The sequence below is a fragment of the Actinoplanes sp. NPDC048967 genome (genome assembly GCF_040649415.1).
Classification (GTDB): Bacteria; Actinomycetota; Actinomycetes; order Mycobacteriales; family Micromonosporaceae; genus Actinoplanes.
Genome location: NZ_JBEZFL010000007.1, coordinates 350,841 through 366,170, shown reverse-complemented (window position 1 = coordinate 366,170; position 15,330 = coordinate 350,841). Strand labels below are relative to the sequence as shown.

13 protein-coding genes are annotated in these 15,330 nt (G+C 72.4%); 6 read left to right on the top strand and 7 right to left on the bottom strand.

Going from position 1 to position 15,330, the window contains the following annotated elements; translation table 11 throughout:
- Nucleotides 1-6: 6 nt before the first annotated feature.
- Nucleotides 7-642, bottom strand: a complete 636-nt coding sequence (locus tag AB0C12_RS29940; protein ID WP_360553180.1) for an adenylate/guanylate cyclase domain-containing protein — start codon at nucleotides 640-642, stop codon at nucleotides 7-9.
- A gap of 170 nt (nucleotides 643-812) precedes the next feature.
- On the opposite strand from AB0C12_RS29940, the gene AB0C12_RS29935 reads away from it, so the two are divergent.
- Nucleotides 813-3,665 carry an AAA family ATPase gene (locus tag AB0C12_RS29935; protein ID WP_360553179.1) on the top strand — a complete coding sequence of 951 codons (2,853 nt, stop codon included), beginning with the start codon at nucleotides 813-815 and terminating at the stop codon, nucleotides 3,663-3,665.
- 175 nt (nucleotides 3,666-3,840) lie between these two features.
- On the top strand, nucleotides 3,841-4,611 hold the full coding sequence (locus AB0C12_RS29930; RefSeq protein ID WP_360553358.1) for a DUF5995 family protein: 771 nt from the start codon (nucleotides 3,841-3,843) through the stop codon (nucleotides 4,609-4,611).
- A 77-nt stretch (nucleotides 4,612-4,688) separates the two neighbouring features.
- Here AB0C12_RS29930 and AB0C12_RS29925 read toward each other — a convergent pair whose 3' ends face one another.
- The 5 genes from AB0C12_RS29925 to AB0C12_RS29905 are packed head-to-tail and all read right to left on the bottom strand — an operon-like array spanning nucleotide 4,689 to nucleotide 8,922.
- A complete protein-coding gene (locus tag AB0C12_RS29925) occupies nucleotides 4,689-5,216 on the bottom strand; it encodes a hypothetical protein (RefSeq protein WP_360553178.1) in 528 nt (175 codons plus the stop codon).
- Nucleotides 5,217-5,257: 41 nt separating this feature from the next.
- Nucleotides 5,258-6,613 carry a HAMP domain-containing sensor histidine kinase gene (locus AB0C12_RS29920; RefSeq protein WP_360553177.1) on the bottom strand — a complete coding sequence of 452 codons (1,356 nt, stop codon included), beginning with the start codon at nucleotides 6,611-6,613 and terminating at the stop codon, nucleotides 5,258-5,260.
- Nucleotides 6,606-7,295, bottom strand: coding sequence for a response regulator transcription factor (locus AB0C12_RS29915; RefSeq protein ID WP_360553176.1), 690 nt, complete (start codon nucleotides 7,293-7,295; stop codon nucleotides 6,606-6,608). The genes AB0C12_RS29920 and AB0C12_RS29915 overlap by 8 nt, the downstream gene beginning before the upstream one ends.
- Before the next feature lie 29 nt (nucleotides 7,296-7,324).
- Nucleotides 7,325-8,566 (bottom strand): sigma-70 family RNA polymerase sigma factor, encoded by a 1,242-nt coding sequence (locus AB0C12_RS29910; protein ID WP_360553175.1) that lies wholly within the window; start codon nucleotides 8,564-8,566, stop codon nucleotides 7,325-7,327.
- Entirely contained in the window at nucleotides 8,563-8,922 is a 360-nt protein-coding gene (locus AB0C12_RS29905) for a YciI family protein (RefSeq protein WP_360553174.1), read from the bottom strand. The genes AB0C12_RS29910 and AB0C12_RS29905 overlap by 4 nt, the downstream gene beginning before the upstream one ends.
- A 361-nt stretch (nucleotides 8,923-9,283) precedes the next feature.
- Here AB0C12_RS29905 and AB0C12_RS29900 point away from each other — a divergent pair, with 361 nt between their 5' ends.
- From AB0C12_RS29900 to AB0C12_RS29890, 3 genes are read left to right on the top strand one after another with little or no spacing between them, the layout of a single operon-like run.
- The gene (locus tag AB0C12_RS29900) at nucleotides 9,284-12,670 is read left to right on the top strand and encodes a discoidin domain-containing protein (protein ID WP_360553357.1); all 3,387 of its coding nucleotides are present in this window, start codon (nucleotides 9,284-9,286) and stop codon (nucleotides 12,668-12,670) included.
- A 54-nt stretch (nucleotides 12,671-12,724) separates the two neighbouring features.
- Nucleotides 12,725-13,609, top strand: a complete 885-nt coding sequence (locus tag AB0C12_RS29895) for an ion transporter (RefSeq protein ID WP_360553173.1) — start codon at nucleotides 12,725-12,727, stop codon at nucleotides 13,607-13,609.
- A 14-nt stretch (nucleotides 13,610-13,623) separates the two neighbouring features.
- Nucleotides 13,624-13,998 (top strand): VOC family protein, encoded by a 375-nt coding sequence (locus tag AB0C12_RS29890; protein WP_360553172.1) that lies wholly within the window; start codon nucleotides 13,624-13,626, stop codon nucleotides 13,996-13,998.
- A gap of 6 nt (nucleotides 13,999-14,004) precedes the next feature.
- Here the strand turns inward: AB0C12_RS29890 and AB0C12_RS29885 are convergent, their stop codons facing one another.
- Nucleotides 14,005-14,481 carry a hypothetical protein gene (locus AB0C12_RS29885; protein ID WP_360553171.1) on the bottom strand — a complete coding sequence of 159 codons (477 nt, stop codon included), beginning with the start codon at nucleotides 14,479-14,481 and terminating at the stop codon, nucleotides 14,005-14,007.
- A 36-nt stretch (nucleotides 14,482-14,517) separates the two neighbouring features.
- Between AB0C12_RS29885 and AB0C12_RS29880 the strand changes: the two genes are divergently transcribed.
- Nucleotides 14,518-15,318, top strand: a complete 801-nt coding sequence (locus AB0C12_RS29880; RefSeq protein ID WP_360553170.1) for an endonuclease/exonuclease/phosphatase family protein — start codon at nucleotides 14,518-14,520, stop codon at nucleotides 15,316-15,318.
- Nucleotides 15,319-15,330 lie beyond the last annotated feature (12 nt).

Sequence of the window (15,330 nt, the reverse complement as noted above, 5' to 3'; positions counted from 1 at the left end):
GGCCGGTCAGCCGCACGTCTGCAGGACCGGTCCAGCCGCCACCACCTGCGGGTACAGCGCCCGCGACAGCTCCACCGGGGCCGACTTGCCGGCCACCGAGACCGGCGGCATCTCCTGGTAGACCACCGCGTGGTCGGTCACCGCCCGGGTGGCCGCGCAGACCACCACCGTGTCGTGCGGCGCGTACGCCTGCAGCCGCGCCGCCGTGCTCACCACGCTGCCGCTGACCATCCCGTACCCGCCGTCGCGGGTCTGGTCCAGGTCGACGATGGCGTCGCCGGTGGCCAGCCCGACCCGGGTCCGGACCGGGAACCGGCCGGCCAGGAGACGCCCCCGCAGCGCCTCCTGGATCGCCAGGCCGGCCCGGACCGCTCCCACTGCCGCGCGGCTCGTGCCCGCCGGCGTGCCGGGCGACGGCCCGTCCGCCCCGAAGATCGCCATGACCGCGTCCCCGATGAACTTCTCGACCACCCCGCCCGCCGCCCGGACCTCGGCCGACACGGTGGAGAAGTAGTCCATCTGCAGGTCCCGGACGTCCGCGCAGTCCAGCTCGTCGACGATGGCGGTGAAACCCACGATGTCGACGAACAGCACGGTCACTGTCTGTCGCCGGCACCGGATGCCGGCAGTCATTCTGTTCATGCCCCACGCCCCTTCGCCGCATTGGCGAGGCAAACGGTGCCAGCCGGCGGGGGTACAGCGGATCCGCAGAATGACGTATCTGTGACAGCGGGCCCAGCGTCGAATTTGTGACGCAGAACAGTCCGAACCGACGAGAACGTGCTACCCGGATCGGCACTAGGCTGCCACGCATGGCCAGCGAGGGGGACGACGCGCCTATTGTCGGACGTACCGGCACTTTGACCGCGGTTCGCACGGACCTGCTGGACGCCGGTCCCAGCGGCACCGCGGCGGTGTTCGTCACCGGCGAGAGCGGCGTGGGCAAGAGCCGCCTGCTGCGCGAGGCGGCGGACGCGCTGCGTGACGCGGGTGTCGCCGTGCTGTCCGGCACCTGCCTGGACATCGGCGACGCCTCTCCCCTGCACCCGGTCCTGCAGGCGCTGCGCCGCGCCGGGGTGCACGCCGACACCGCCCCGGTGGACGCCGTCGCCAATCAGGACGGCGCGGGCGTGCTCCTCGAACGGGTCTCCCAGCAGCTGCGTTCGCTGGCCCAGGGCCGGCGGCTGCTGCTCGTGCTCGACGACCTCCAGTGGGCCGACCGCAGCACCCGGCAGCTGCTGCTCTACCTGCTGGCGGGCCTCGGTGAGATCAATCTGTCGGTGCTGGCGGCGGTCCGGGCCGAGTCACTGCACGGCTCCCATCCGCTACGGCGGGTGCTGGCCGAGCTGCGCCGGTTGCGGTCCGTACGCGTGCTCGACCTGGCCCCGCTCGACCAGGAGTCGACCGGTGAGCTGGTCGCCGCGATCGCCGGCACCGACGTGGCCCCGGAGGACGCCGACCGGGTCTACAAGCGCAGCGGCGGCAACCCGTTCGTGGTCGAGGAGCTCTCCCGGGACCTGCGGGACGGCCGGGTCGAGCTGTCCGACACACTGCGCGAGATCTTCCTGTCCCGGGTCGACGAGCTGCCCCCGCACGCCCACGACGTGGTGCACGCCGTCGCCGCCGGGGTCGAGCCGGTCGAGCACGCCCTGCTGGCCCGGGTCCTGCCGCTGCCGGAGACGGAGCTGATCGAGGCGATCCGGGCCGCGGTCGCGCACCGCTTCGTGACCAGCGCGGCCGACGGCTACCGGCTGCGGCACCAGGTGGTCGCCGAGGTCCTCGAGCACGAGGTGCTGCCGGCCGAGCACGCCGCCCGGCACCGCCGCTACGCCGAGGCGCTGGAGGCTGTCCCCGGCGCCGTCGACCACGCCCGGCTGGCGCATCACTGGCGGCAGGCGGGCGAGCCCGCCCGGGCGATGCCCTCGGTCGTCGCCGCGGCCCGGGCCGCCGAGCAGCTCTACGGCTTCGCCGAGGCCCACCGCTACTGGAGCATGGCGCTGGAACTGGGCTGCGACGAGGCGCCCGAGCGCACCGAGCTGCTCGCGCACGCCGCCGAGTCGGCGCATCGCTGCGGCGAGCACCAGCGGGCCCTGACCCGGCTCGAGGAGCTGGCCGCCCGCCCGGACGGCCCGGGGGCCTGCGAGATCCACCTGCGCCGGGCCCGCTACCTGGCCGCGGCGGGCCGCTCGGCCACGGCCGAGATCGAATACGAACGGGCGCTGGCGTTCGCCGAGTGCACGCCGTCGGAGAAGGCCAGCGCGGCCGCGCACCTGGCCGAGCTGCTGGTCCACCTGGGCCGCTACGCCGACGCCGGGGTCCGCGCGCGCGACGCGCTGGAGCTGGCCGAGAAGGCCGACGGCTCGACCGCCGACCTGGTCCGGGCCAGCGCGGCGCTGGGCTTCAGCCTGGCCTTCCGGGAGGATCCCGACGCGGGGCTGGCGGTGATCCGCCAGGCGGTGGAGATCGCCGAGCGCTCGGGGCACCCGGACGACATCGGCTGCGCCTATCTGCACCTGGCCGAGCTGCTCACCGGGCCGCTGAACAGCGTCGAGGAGGGCGTGCTGGTGGCCCGCCGCGGCGCGGAGAAGCTGGCCGCGATCGGGCTCGGCCGCACCTACCAGACCCGGCTGCTGGCCATCGCGGCCAACGGGCTCTTCCGGATCGGCGACTGGGCCGAGATGGAGAAGGTGCTCGACACCGCGATGCGGCACCGCCCGTCCGGCGCCGACGCGGTCGAGCTGCTGCTGTCGCGCTGCCGGCTGTGGGTCGGCGTCGGCGACATCGAGCAGGCCGACCGCGACCTGGAGGCGGTGGCGACCATCCTGGCCGGTGGCGGGGCCAGGCACGTGCTGCCGATGCTCACCCTGCGGGCCGGGCTGGCTATGTGGCAGGGCCGGCACGCGGAGGCACGGACCGCCGTGCAGCGCGGCCTGACCGAGACCCGCTCCGACGATCTGGTGCTGCTGGGCGTGCTGGCCTGGCACGGGCTGCGCGCCGAGGCGGAGGCCCAGGCCGGCGGCAAGGTGCCGGTGGACCCGGGAGCGGTGCGCCGGCTGCAGACCGTGGTCGAGCGGATGGCCAAGGGCGCGGGCAACGCCGCCCCGCCGGTGCGGGCCGTGGTCGACGGTTACCTGGACCTGTGCGCGGCCGAGCAGAGCCGGATCGACGAGCGCAACGACCCGGAGCTGTGGGCCCGGGCCGCGACGGCGTGGGACAGGCGCAAGCAGCCGTACCCGGCGGCCTACTCGCGGCTGCGGCAGGCCGAGGCCACTTTCGCGCGCCGGCCGGGCCGGTCCAACCGGGGGCGGGCGGCGGCCACGATGGCGCTGCGCGAGGCGTACGCGACCGCCCGGGCCATGGGCGCCAACCCGTTCGCGGCCGAGATCACCGCGGTGGCGACCCGGGCCCGGGTGGCGCTGACCGGTGACGAGGAGACGGTCCCGGTCCCGCCGCCGGGCCGCGACCCCGGCGACGAGCTGGACGTGCTGACCGAGCGCGAGCGGGAGGTCCTGGCGGCGGTCGCCGAGGGGCTGACCAACCGGGAGATCGGTCAGGCCCTGTTCATCAGTGAGCGGACGGTCGGCGTGCACGTCGGGCACATCTTCGACAAGCTCCAGGTGCGGACCCGGGTGCAGGCCAGCCGGGTGTTCCTCCGGGCGGCGTGACCTTTTCGTTATCTACGTACGCGGAATACGTCGTTCTACCGATCCCCGCGCCCGCCCCCGGTGAAAGGCTGACTCTCGTTCGGGGGAGCACCGCCCGGCCGGCCGGTCCGACCAGGCCGCCGGGCGGTGCTGGAGGGCCTCCGCGAGGGAGTTCCGTGTGTGGAGGACCGCGATGATCACCGATTCCGTCTGGGGGCCTGTCCGCCAGGACATGGCCGACGTGCTGGCCGGGCACCCCGATGACGTACCCGCGGTGGTCGACCAGCTCACGAAGCTCCAGGACGTGCTGGAGCGGGTGCCGCCGCTGCTGGACAGCAACCCGCTCGCCGACTTCAACAAGCTCTACCTGACCATCACGACCAGCGTGCTCGAGCGCCTGTACGCGGGCCGGTTCGCCGACCCGGCGTTCCTGTCCCGCCTGGACGTGGAGTTCGCCGCCCGCTACTTCGACGCCCTGCGCCAGTGGTCGGACGCCAGCGCCGGCTGCCCGCGGGCCTGGTCGGTGCTGTTCCACCGGATCCCCGGCCCGGACGCGCGCCCGCTGCCGTCGGCGGCCGCCGGGGTCAACGCGCACATCAACTTCGACCTGCCGTTCGCCCTGGTCACCACCTTCGACCACCTGGGCTCCGACCCGGTCGACGACAGCGATCAGCACCACGACTACCTGCAGATCAACGACATCTTCGCCGAGTCCATCCCCGGGCTGCGCCGCGGCTTCCTGGAGAAGTGGCAGCTGATCATCGACATGATGAACGGCGACCTGGACGACTGGTGGCAGGGCGAGCTGATCGAGTACACCCGCAACGTGGCCTGGCGCAACTCGCAGAAGCTCTGGTGCGTACGCCATGACCTGCAGGCCCTCGGCCGGGAGCGGACGCGCCTGGACGGCACCGCCGAGGCTTTCGGGAAGCTGCTGATGTCGCCGATGGGCGCCATCCTGCAGTGACCCGCTCAGATCTTTACTCCGGGGGGCGGGGTGCAGGGCCCGTGCTCGTCCAAGAGCGCGGGCCCTGAACCTCCTCGCTACTTGATCACGACTAGGCGGGCGACGTTCTTGCCGCCGTCCTTGGCGCCCGCCAGGCCGATCTCCGCGCCGCTCTTGATCGCGCCGGCCTCGACCTTCTTCTTGTCCTGCACGACCCGCAGCTTGTCGCCGTAGGTCCAGGTCTGCGCGAAGCCGTCGGTGGACTTGACGCTCACCGACGTGGCGCCCACCGCGGTGACCGTGCCGCGCTGCACGACGACGGTCTTGACGCCGTCCTTGCCCTGCACCGTCATCTCGCCGTGCAGGGTGTTCTTCCGGAGGAACTTGCGGGCCCTGGGGTGCTTGCCCGCCTTGCCCGGCTTGGCCGCGGCCGAGGCCGACGGCGCCGGCTCCGCCTCCAGGCCGACGGCGGCGAGCGCGAAGGTCTCGTCCGCGACGTCCGCGACGTCCGCCGCGGGCGCCGCCGGGGCACCGGCCGGGGCCGCGCCACCGCCGCAGCCGCTCAGCCCGAGCAGACCGGCGAGGCTCACAGTGGTCAGGGTCAGCGCGATACGGGTTCGTGTCATGCCGCCCAGACTGCGCCGGCCGTGCACGGGCCGGATCAGCGTCATGTTCGGGTTGGGTAAGGGCCGGTCGGGGCGGGCAGGGCGATGGTGAACATCGCGCCGCCCTCGGGGGCGTGCCCGGCCGCGATGGTGCCGCCGAGCCGCCCGACCAGGCGGGCGGCCAGCGCCAGGCCCAGACCGCTACCGGTACGCCGGATGCCCCGGTACCGCCGCTGCAGGGCGCCACGCTGGAACGCCACCGCCAGGTCCTCGTCGGAGAAGCCCGGACCCCCGTCCCGGATCTCGAGCACACCGCCGTGCGGACCGGGCCGTACCGCCAGGATCAGCGGGGCGCCGGGCGGCACCACCCGCAGCGCGTTCTCGCAGAGCCCGTCGATGACCTGGCGGATGCGGCCGGGGTCGGTGGCCACCACGACCGGCTCCGCGGGCAGCTCGGTGCGCAGCTCGGGGCCGTCCGGGCCGCAGCGCCGGGCCCACGCCTCGGCGGCCGAGCCGGCCAGGTCGACCAGGTCCACCGGCACGATGTCCACGGGCAGATCCGCGGCCTCCAGGCGGGCGAGCACCAGCAGGTCCGAGATGAGCCGGTCGAGCCGGTCGGCCTCGGCGACCATGGTCTGCCCGGCCCGCGCCGCGTCGTCGGCGGCGACCACGCCGTCGGCCAGGGCCTCGGCGTAGCCACGGATCGTGGACAGCGGGGTACGGAGCTCGTGCGACACCGACAGCAGGAACTCGCGTTCCCGGCCCTCGCTGATCTGCAACGCCGCGCCGAGCTGGTTGAGCGCGGACGCGAGCTCGGCCACTTCGGCGGGAGGTCGCACGGCGAGGCGTACCGAGCGGTCACCGGACGAGAGCCGGCCCGCCGCCACTGCCGCCTGCCGCAGCGGCCGGGCGATGAAACGGGCCAGCAGCGCTCCGGCGAGGACACCACCGAGCAGGCCGGCCAGCAGCGCGAGCCACACTCCGCCGAGGACCCGGGCCGCCGTACCGGAAGCGGTGTCGCGGGTGAGCACCACACCGCTGGTGTTGCCCCGCAAGGGCCGGCCGACGATCAGCACCGTGCGCCCGCCGACCGTGCCGCGAGTGTTGACCGTCGCGCCGCCGGCGACCTGGGTGACCACCCGGTCCGGCAGCCCGGCCCGGTCGACGGTGCCCCGCCGGATCAGGTAGACGTCGACGCCGTCGGCCCGCAGCCGGGACACGATCCGCTCCCGGGCCACCTGGCGTTCGGTGGTGAGCAGCTCCACCGCGAGCGCGGACTTCTCCACCAGCTCGTCGCGGGCGGCGTTGTTGGCCGAACGCACCGCGATCGGCAGGGCCACGAGCGCGGTGATGATGACGGCGACGACGGCGGTGGCCGCGGTGACCAGGACGGTCCGGCCGGACAGGGTGCTACGCATCGGCGGTGTAGCCGACCCCGCGGACCGTGCGGATCAGGGTCGCGGCGGCGCCCAGCTTGGCGCGCACCTGGGCCACGTGCACATCGACCGTACGGGTGCCCGCCGGCGACGCGTACCCCCAGACGCTGGCCAGCAACTCCTCCCGGGTGAAGACCCGCCCCGGGCGCCCGAGCAGGTGGGCGAGCAGGTCGAACTCGGTGGGGGTGAGCGTCAGCGGCACACCGTCCACGGTGACCACATGCCGGCCGGAGTCCAGCTGCAACGGCCCGAGCGTGCGCACGTGGCCGCCGTCGGGTGGCCCGGCGGCCCGGCGCAGCAGGGCCCGCACCCGGGCGACCAGCTCCCGCGGACTGAACGGCTTGGTGAGGTAGTCGTCGCCGCCCAGCTCGAGGCCGAGGATCCGGTCGACCTCGTCGTCACGGGCGGTGAGGAAGACGACGGGGGTCCAGTCACCGGCCTCCCGCAGCCGGCGGCAGATCTCGGTGCCTTCCATCCCGGGCAGCGCGATGTCCAGCACGCAGGCGACCGGCCGCAACCGCCGGGCCGCGGCCAGCCCGGCCGGGCCGTCGTGCTCGACGTGCACCCCGAAGCCGTCCCGGCTCAGGTAGAGCCGGACCAGGTCCGCGATCGGCCGTTCGTCCTCGACCAGCAGGATCAGGCCCTTGGCGGAAGGTTCACTCACCGCACCATCATGCCCGGCTCAGGCCCGGCTCAATGTTCGGATGAGGTACGGGTCGACAGCGCCGCCGCCCGCAGGGTCAGGTACCGCTGCTCGGGCAGGCTGGCCGTCATGGCCGCCGCCCGCAGGTACCCGGTGTGCGCCGCGGCGTGGTCACCGGCCAGCTCCAGCAGATGCGCGCGGACGGACTCGAGCCGGTGGTTGCCCGCCATCCGCTCGTCACCGTCGAGCTCGGCCAGCACGGCGAGCCCGGCCAGCGGCCCGCGCGCCCGGGCCACGGCCACCGCCCGGTTCAGCGTGACCACCGGGCCCGGCGAGACGCGTTCCAGCACCTCGTAGAGGGCGAGGATCTGCGGCCAGTCGGTCTCCGCGGCGGTGCGGGCCTCGTCGTGCACCGCGGCGATCGCGGCCTGCAACTGGTACGGCCCCAGCGGTCCCCGGCCCAGCGTCCCGGAGACCAGCGCGACCCCCTCGGCGATGAACGCGGCGTTCCACAGTCCGCGATCCTGCTCGTCCAGAGGCACCAGCGCGCCGTGCTCGTCGGTCCGCGCCGGGCGCCGCGCGTCGGTGAGCAGCAGGAGCGCGAGCAGCCCGGCCGTCTCACCGTCGCCGGGCAACAGCCGGTGCAGCATCCGGGTCAGCCGGATCGCCTCGGCGGTCAGGTCGGCCCGTTGCAGGTCCGGCCCGGCACTCGTGGTGTAGCCCTCGTTGAAGACCAGGTAGAGGACCTGCCGGACGACCTGGAGCCGGTCGGCCCGCTCAGCCTCGGGCGGTGCCTCGAAGCCCAGCCCGCTCGTGCGGATCCGCTGCTTGGCCCGGCTGATCCGCTGGGCCATCGTGGCCTCGGGCACCAGGAACGCCCGGGCGATCTCCGCGGTGCTCAGGCCACCGACCGCGCGCAGCGTCAGGGCGAGCTGCGAGGGCGGCGACAACGACGGATGGCAGCAGAGGAAGAGCAGGGTGAGGGTGTCGTCCTCGTCGGCGGCGGCGGCCGGGTCGGCCGGTTCGAGCAACGCGACGTGCTCCTCGCGGGCGCGGCGGGCGCTCTCGCTGCGCCATTCGTCGACCAGCCGACGGCCGGCCACGGTGATCAGCCAGGACCGCGGGCTGTCGGGAACCCCCTCGACCGGCCATTTGAGGGCGGCGGAGAGCAGAGCCTCCTGGACCGCGTCCTCGGCGGCGTCGAACTGCCCGTACCGGCGGACGAGGACCCCGAGGGCCTGCGGCGCGAGCTCGCGCAGCAGGCCCTCGACACCGGGCTGATCCGTGGTCACTGCTCGGGCGGCCCGTCGGGAACCTCGCGCAGCTCGACCCGCTCGGCCCAGACGACGATCTGGCCGGCCCGCTCGATCGCCCGCTGCTCGTCCTCGACCTCGAGCACCCAGTAGCCGGCCAGCGACTCCTTGGCCTCGGCGAACGGCCCGTCGGTCACCACCACCTGGCCGTCGACCAGCGAGACGGTCTTGGCCGAGGTGGGATCGGCCAGCCCGCGGGCCTCGACGAACTCACCGGCCTGGGCCAGCTCGGCGTTGAACGACATCATGAACTGGATCATCTCGGAGACCCACTCCTGACTCCGGCTCTGCATCATGGTGGCGCCGTCACCGAACATCATCAGCATGTACTTCATGGCTCAGTCTCCCAGCCCTCGGGTGCCCCGGCCGGGGCACTTCCACCGGTGAGTCGGAGACCCGGACGGCTTCTCGACACGCGCCCGCGGAATTTTTCCGCACCGCTCCGACAGCCGGTCTTGGAGAGCGCTTTCCCAAATCCACCGGCGGCCGACCGTAATCGCCGGTTTTGCGGCCCCCGGGACACCGGATGCTTGACACAACGGAAAAGCGGGCGCAACACTGCGGCTCTATGGAGAGCGCTCTCCATTGATCACTCCCCCGTGACTCCGTCCCCGAACGTCAGGAGTTCCCGTGCATCCGGCATCCCCCCAGGCGCTGTCCCCGCACGCGCCCCGACCTCGACGCTGGCGCCGGTTGATCCCCGTCACCGTGCTCGCCGTCGTCGCCGCCTATGTGGGCGTCGTGCAGTTCACCGCACACGCCGCCGATTCCCTGCTCTCGCAGGGCAGACCCGCGACCGCGTCGTCGCAGGAGGGTGCGGACGTCGCCGCGGCCCTCGCGGTGGACGGCAACGCCGGTACCCGCTGGTCGAGCCAGTTCAGCGATCCCCAGTGGCTGCGGGTGGACCTCGGCACCACCGCCACGATCAGCCAGGTCGTCCTGCAGTGGGAGGGGGCGTACGCGAAGGCGTACAAGATCCAGACCAGTGCCGACGGCACCACCTGGACCGACATCCACAGCACCACCACCGGCGCCGGCGGCACCGAGACGCTCACCGTCAGCGGCACCGGCCGCTACGTCCGCATGTACGGCACCACCCGCGCCAGCGGCTACGGCTACTCCCTCTACGAGTTCAAGGTCTACGGCTCCACCGGCGCCCCGACGGCCTGTGGCACCACGAACGCCGCCCAGGGCAAGCCGGCCACCGCCTCTTCGCAGGAGGGCGCGGACGTCGCGGCGGGCAAGGCCGTCGACGGGGACGCGGGCTCCCGCTGGTCGAGCGAGTTCGCCGATCCACAGTGGCTGCGCGTGGATCTGGGCAGTTCCCAGGCCATCTGCCAAGTGGTCCTGCAGTGGGAGGGCGCGTACGCGAAGGCGTACAAGATCCAGACCAGTGCCGACGGCACCACCTGGACCGACATCCACAGCACCACCACCGGCGCCGGCGGCACCGAGACGCTCACCGTGAACGGCACCGGGCGCTACGTGCGCATGTACGGCACCACCCGCGCCAGCGGCTACGGCTACTCCCTCTACGAGTTCAAGGTCTTCACCGGTGGCAGCACGACGCCGCCCACCGACCCGACCACGCCCCCGCCGGTGCCCGGTGACTTCACCACCGTCTGGACCGACGACTTCAGCGGCGCCGCCAACACCTCGCCGAACGCGGCGAACTGGCTGCTGCGCACCGGCACCCAGTATCCGGGCGGCGCCGCGAACTGGGGCACCGGCGAGGTCGAGACCGCGTCGAACTCCACCGCCAACGTCTACCTCGACGGCGCCGGCAAGCTGAACATCAAGGCGATCCGCGACGGCGCCGGCAAGTGGACCTCGGGACGCATCGAGACCCAGCGCACCGATTTCGAGCCGCTGGCCGGACAGCAGACCAAGTTCACCGCCGTGCTGAAGCAGCCCGACGTGGCCAACGGCGCCGGCTACTGGCCCGGCTTCCGGGCCACCGGCGCGGCCTACCGGGGCAACTACACCAACTGGCCCGGCGTCGGCGAGACCGACATCATGACCGACGTCAACGGGCGCAGCCAGCTCTCCCAGACCCTGCACTGCGGCACCGCCCCCGACGGGCCGTGCGCGGAGTACAACGGCCGGCAGAGCGGACTGGCGAGCTGCACCGGCTGCCAGACCGGCTTCCACGAGTACACCCAGGTCATCGACCGTACGAAGACCGACGAGGAGATCCGCTTCTACCTCGACGGCCGGCAGACCTGGGTGGTCCGCGAGTCGCAGGTCGGCGTGACCGCGTGGCGTGCGGCCGTGCACCACGGCTTCTTCCTGCGCTTCGACCTGGCCGTCGGCGGCTCGCTGCCGAACGCGATCGCGGGCTTCACCACACCCACCCCGGAGACCACCTCGGGCGGCGTGCTCAGCGTCGACTCGGTGACCGTGGCCCGGGCCGCCGGCACCACGCCGGCGGCGATGACCGACCCGGCCACCCCGGCCGGCCCGTCGACGGTCCGGGTCACCGGCGGCCAGGGCAACTGGCAGCTGAACGTCAACGGTTCACCGTACGAGCTGAAGGGTCTCACCTACGGCCCGCCGCAGGCCGCCGCCGACGGCTACATGCGGGACCTGAAGAACATGGGGGTCAACACGATCCGGCTCTGGGGCGTGGACGACATCAACACGCCCGCGCTGCTGGACCGGGCCGCGCAGCAGAACATCAAGGTCGTCGTCGGGCACTGGCTCAACCAGGGAGCCGACTACGTCAACGACACCGCCTACAAGACCGCCACCAAGAACGAGATCGTGGCCCGGGTCAACGCGCTGAAGAACAAGCAGGGCGTGCTCATGTGGGACGTCGGCAACGAGGTGATCCTGACCATGCAGGACCACGGGCTGTCGGCCGCCGAGGTGGAGGCCCGGCGGATCGCGTACGCCAGGTACGTCAACGAAGTGGCCCAGGCCATCCACGCCGCCGACCCGAACCACCCGGTCACCTCGACGGACGCGTACACCGGCGCGTGGCCGTACTACAAGCAGTACGCGCCGGACCTGGACCTGCTGGCCGTCAACTCGTACGGCGCGATCGGCAACGTCAAGCAGGACTGGATCAACGGCGGCTACACCAAGCCGTACATCGTCACCGAGGGCGGACCGGCCGGCGAGTGGGAGGTGCCCAACGACGTCAACGGGGTGCCGACCGAGCCGACCGATCTGCAGAAGCGGGCCGGTTACACGGCCAGCTGGAACGCCATCAAGGCCCACCCCGGGGTGGCGCTGGGCGCGACCGAGTTCCACTACGGGCTGGAGAACGACTTCGGCGGGGTCTGGCTCAACACCTTCACCGGCGGCTGGCGGCGGCTCGGCTACCACGCGCTGAAGCAGGCGTACACCGGCCAGGCCTCGGCCAACACCCCGCCCGAGATCAACTCCATGTCGGTGAGCAACCAGACCGCCGTGCCGGCCGGGGGTACGTTCACCGTCACCGCCGGGGCGAGCGACCCCAACGGTGATCTGATCCGCTACAACCTGATGTACAGCAACAAGCACATCACCGGCGGCACCGGCCTGACCAACGTGGTCTTCACCGACAACGGCAACGGCACGTTCACGGCCCGCGCGCCGGAACAGCTCGGCGTCTGGAAGGTCTACGTGTACGCGTTCGACGGCCACGGCAACGTGGGCATCGAGCAGCGCTCGTTCAAGGTGGTCCCCCCGACGATCCCCGGCACGAACCTGGCCCGGGGCCGGACGGTGACCGCGTCGACGTACCAGCCGACCGGCACGAACGGGCCGCAGCTGCCGGCGTACGCGGTCGACGGTGACTACGGCACCCGCTGGGCCAGTGAGTGGGTCGACACCGCGTGGGTGCAGGTCGACCTGGGCTCGGTGCAGTCGTTCAACCGGGTGCTGCTGGCCTGGGAGGCGGCGTACGCCAAGGGTTACACGGTGCAGGTGTCGGACAACGGCAGCACCTGGCAGACGATCCACACGACGACCAGCGGCAACGGCGGCTTCGACGACCTGGCGATCAGCGGCACGGGCCGCTACGTCCGGGTCTCCGGCACCGCCCGCGCCACCGACTACGGCTACTCGCTCTGGGAGGTCGGCGTCTACCGCAGCTGAACCACGGTGGCGCCCTCGCCCCGGCGGGGGCGCCACTTTCTGTAGGGTCGATAGATGTCGCAGGTGACCCGCTGGTGCGCCCGGATCACCGGTTCGCGCCTGTTCGAAGTGCTGATCATCGTCATCATCGGCGCCAACGCGATCGTGCTCGGCCTGGAGACGTACCCGGATCTGGGCCACGCCCGGCCGCTGCTGCACGCGCTCGAATGGACCTTCCGGCTGCTCTTCCTGGCCGAGATCGCGGTCCGGATCCTGGCCTACGGCCGGCGGCCGCAGGACTTCTTCCGCAACGGCTGGAACGTCTTCGACTTCGTCGTGACGCTGGCCGTCTTCGTCCCCGTCCTGCACGGCGACACGACCGTGCTGCGGATCATCCGGATCGCCCGGGTGCTGCGGCTGGTGCGCTTCTCCCCCGGCCTGCGGACCATCGTCTCGGCGCTGCTGCGCAGCCTGCCGGGCGTCGGCGGTTTCCTCGCCCTGGCGCTGGTCACCCTCTACGTGTACGGCATGGCGGGCTGGCTGATCTTCAAAGATCACTACCCCGAGGAGTACGGCACCATCGGCCGCGCCGTGCTGACCCTCTTCGTGCTGCTCTCCCAGGAGAACCTGCCGCAGCTGATCGAGCAGGGCCTGGCCGTCTCGGGCTGGACCCTCGTCTACTACGTCAGCTACATCTTGATCACGGTGAATCTGCTGGTCAACATCCTGATCGCGGTCATCGTGAACTCGATGGAGGAGGTCCGCCGGCTGGAGCTGACCGAGGGCCTGGCGCCGGACTTCGACGCCGACGGCGACGGCGAGCCGGACGAGCTGGACCGGCTCGCGATCAGCCAGCGCCTGGACGATCTCCGGGCGGTGATCGCCGAGCTCGAACGGGATCTGCGGGTCGGCGAGCGAACCGCCGATTCTGTCGGTGGCCGGGTCTATCGTCGGCAATGAGCTGAGGAGGAGTCATGGACAAAGTCGTCCACTTCGAGGTCCCGTTCGACGATTCGGACCGGGCGCACACCTTCTATCGCGAGGCCTTCGGCTGGCAGCTGGCGAGCATGCCGGGCATGGGCTACACGATGGTCACCACCACCGCGACCGACGGGTCCGGCCGGCCGGGTGAGCCCGGCGGCATCAACGGCGGCATGCTCGCCAAGCAGGGCCCGATCACCAGCCCGGTGATCACCATCGGCGTCGACGACCTGGACGACGCGCTGGCCCGGATCGAGAAGCTGGGCGGCAAGGTGGCGATCGGCCGGCAGCCGGTCGGGGACATGGGCTTCTCGGCCTACGTCCACGACACCGAGGGCAACCTGATCGGCCTCTGGCAGAACGCCTGAGACCGCTCAGCCCGCGAGGCCGGCCACCCAGGCCAGCACCCGGTCCACGTCGGAGCGGGTCCAGCCGACCGCCGAGTCGACCGGCACCAGCAGCGTCGGGACCGACCGCCCGGCGGCCCAGCGGCGGCCCGCCTCGGTGTGGTTGTCGTCGATCCAGGCGGCCGGCCGGTCACCCGCCACCTCCGCCACCGCCGGCACCTTGGCCTCCGGCGGGAACGGCAGCGGCGGGAAGGGGACCACCGGCAGCGCGGCGACGCCCAGCTTCGCGCCGAAGAGGGTGTTGGCGTCCTCGCCCCAGGCACTCGCCCAGCGCAGGTCACCGGCGGCGGCCAGCTCGGTGATCCACGCGGCGTGGTCCGGGCAGTAACGCTCCGGGCCCTCACCGGGATAGAACTCGTGCTCGAGGTATCCGTCGGGGCAGGAGGACGCGGCGAAGGGGTTCAGCACCCCGTCGAGATCCAGCAGCAGAACGGGTCGGCTCACCGTGCCATCAAACCCCGGCGGGCTTACCGTCTCTGCATGCGGGTCATGACCTGGAACGTGTGGTGGCGTTTCGGCGGCAACTGGCGCGAGCGGGCCGCCGGCATCAGAACCACCCTGGAGACGTACCAGCCGGATGTGGTGGGCCTGGTGGAGACCTGGGCCGCCGACGGCACGACCCAGGCCGACGTGCTGGCGAAGCAGCTCGGCATGCACGCGGCGTTCGCACCCACCTCGCTGCCACCCGGGCCGGAGCCGGTCGAGGAGCCCGGCCAGCTCGGCGCGGTGGTCGGGCTGGGTCTGCTGAGCCGCTGGCCGATCCGGCGCACCGAGGTCCGCGAGCTGCCGCATCCCCAGCGCCCCGGCCCGCCGCCGACGGCGCTGATCGGCACCCTGGACCACCCCCGGGGCAACCTGTACGTCATCGTCACGTGCCGTGAATGGGAGCCGCACTACGCCGAGGACCGGGCCGTGCAGACCGTGGCGCTCGCCGAGCTGGTGACGGACCCGGCGTTCGACGGGCCCCTGCCGGTGCTGCTGATCGGCGACCTGAACGCGCCACCGGACGAGCCCGAACTGGCTCCGCTGCGCGCCGTGACCGTGGACACGTGGGAGGCCGGTGGCGGTGATCCGGGGGCGACCACTCTGGACTCACTGCTGCCGTACGCGCCGCTGGAGGCGACCACGCTGATCGACCGCCGGATCGACCACGTGCTGGTGCGCCCGGGACGCCCGGACACCGCAGTGACGGTCCGGGGCGCTTTCATCGCCGGCGACCGGCCGATCAACGGGCTCTACCCGTCGGACCACTACGCCATCGGTGCCGATCTGGACCCGTGAGCCGAAGTGTCG

Bases quoted from the DNA above. Each gene is read 5' to 3' on its own strand.
- AB0C12_RS29890 (WP_360553172.1), top strand. From the start codon at position 13,624: ATGGACAAAGTCGTCCACTTCGAGGTCCCGTTCGACGATTCGGACCGG.
- AB0C12_RS29880 (WP_360553170.1), top strand. From the start codon at position 14,518: ATGCGGGTCATGACCTGGAACGTGTGGTGGCGTTTCGGCGGCAACTGG.
- AB0C12_RS29935 (WP_360553179.1), top strand. From the start codon at position 813: ATGGCCAGCGAGGGGGACGACGCGCCTATTGTCGGACGTACCGGCACT.
- AB0C12_RS29940 (WP_360553180.1), bottom strand. From the start codon at position 642: ATGAACAGAATGACTGCCGGCATCCGGTGCCGGCGACAGACAGTGACC.
- AB0C12_RS29895 (WP_360553173.1), top strand. From the start codon at position 12,725: ATGTCGCAGGTGACCCGCTGGTGCGCCCGGATCACCGGTTCGCGCCTG.
- AB0C12_RS29920 (WP_360553177.1), bottom strand. From the start codon at position 6,613: ATGCGTAGCACCCTGTCCGGCCGGACCGTCCTGGTCACCGCGGCCACC.
- AB0C12_RS29925 (WP_360553178.1), bottom strand. From the start codon at position 5,216: ATGACACGAACCCGTATCGCGCTGACCCTGACCACTGTGAGCCTCGCC.
- AB0C12_RS29905 (WP_360553174.1), bottom strand. From the start codon at position 8,922: ATGAAGTACATGCTGATGATGTTCGGTGACGGCGCCACCATGATGCAG.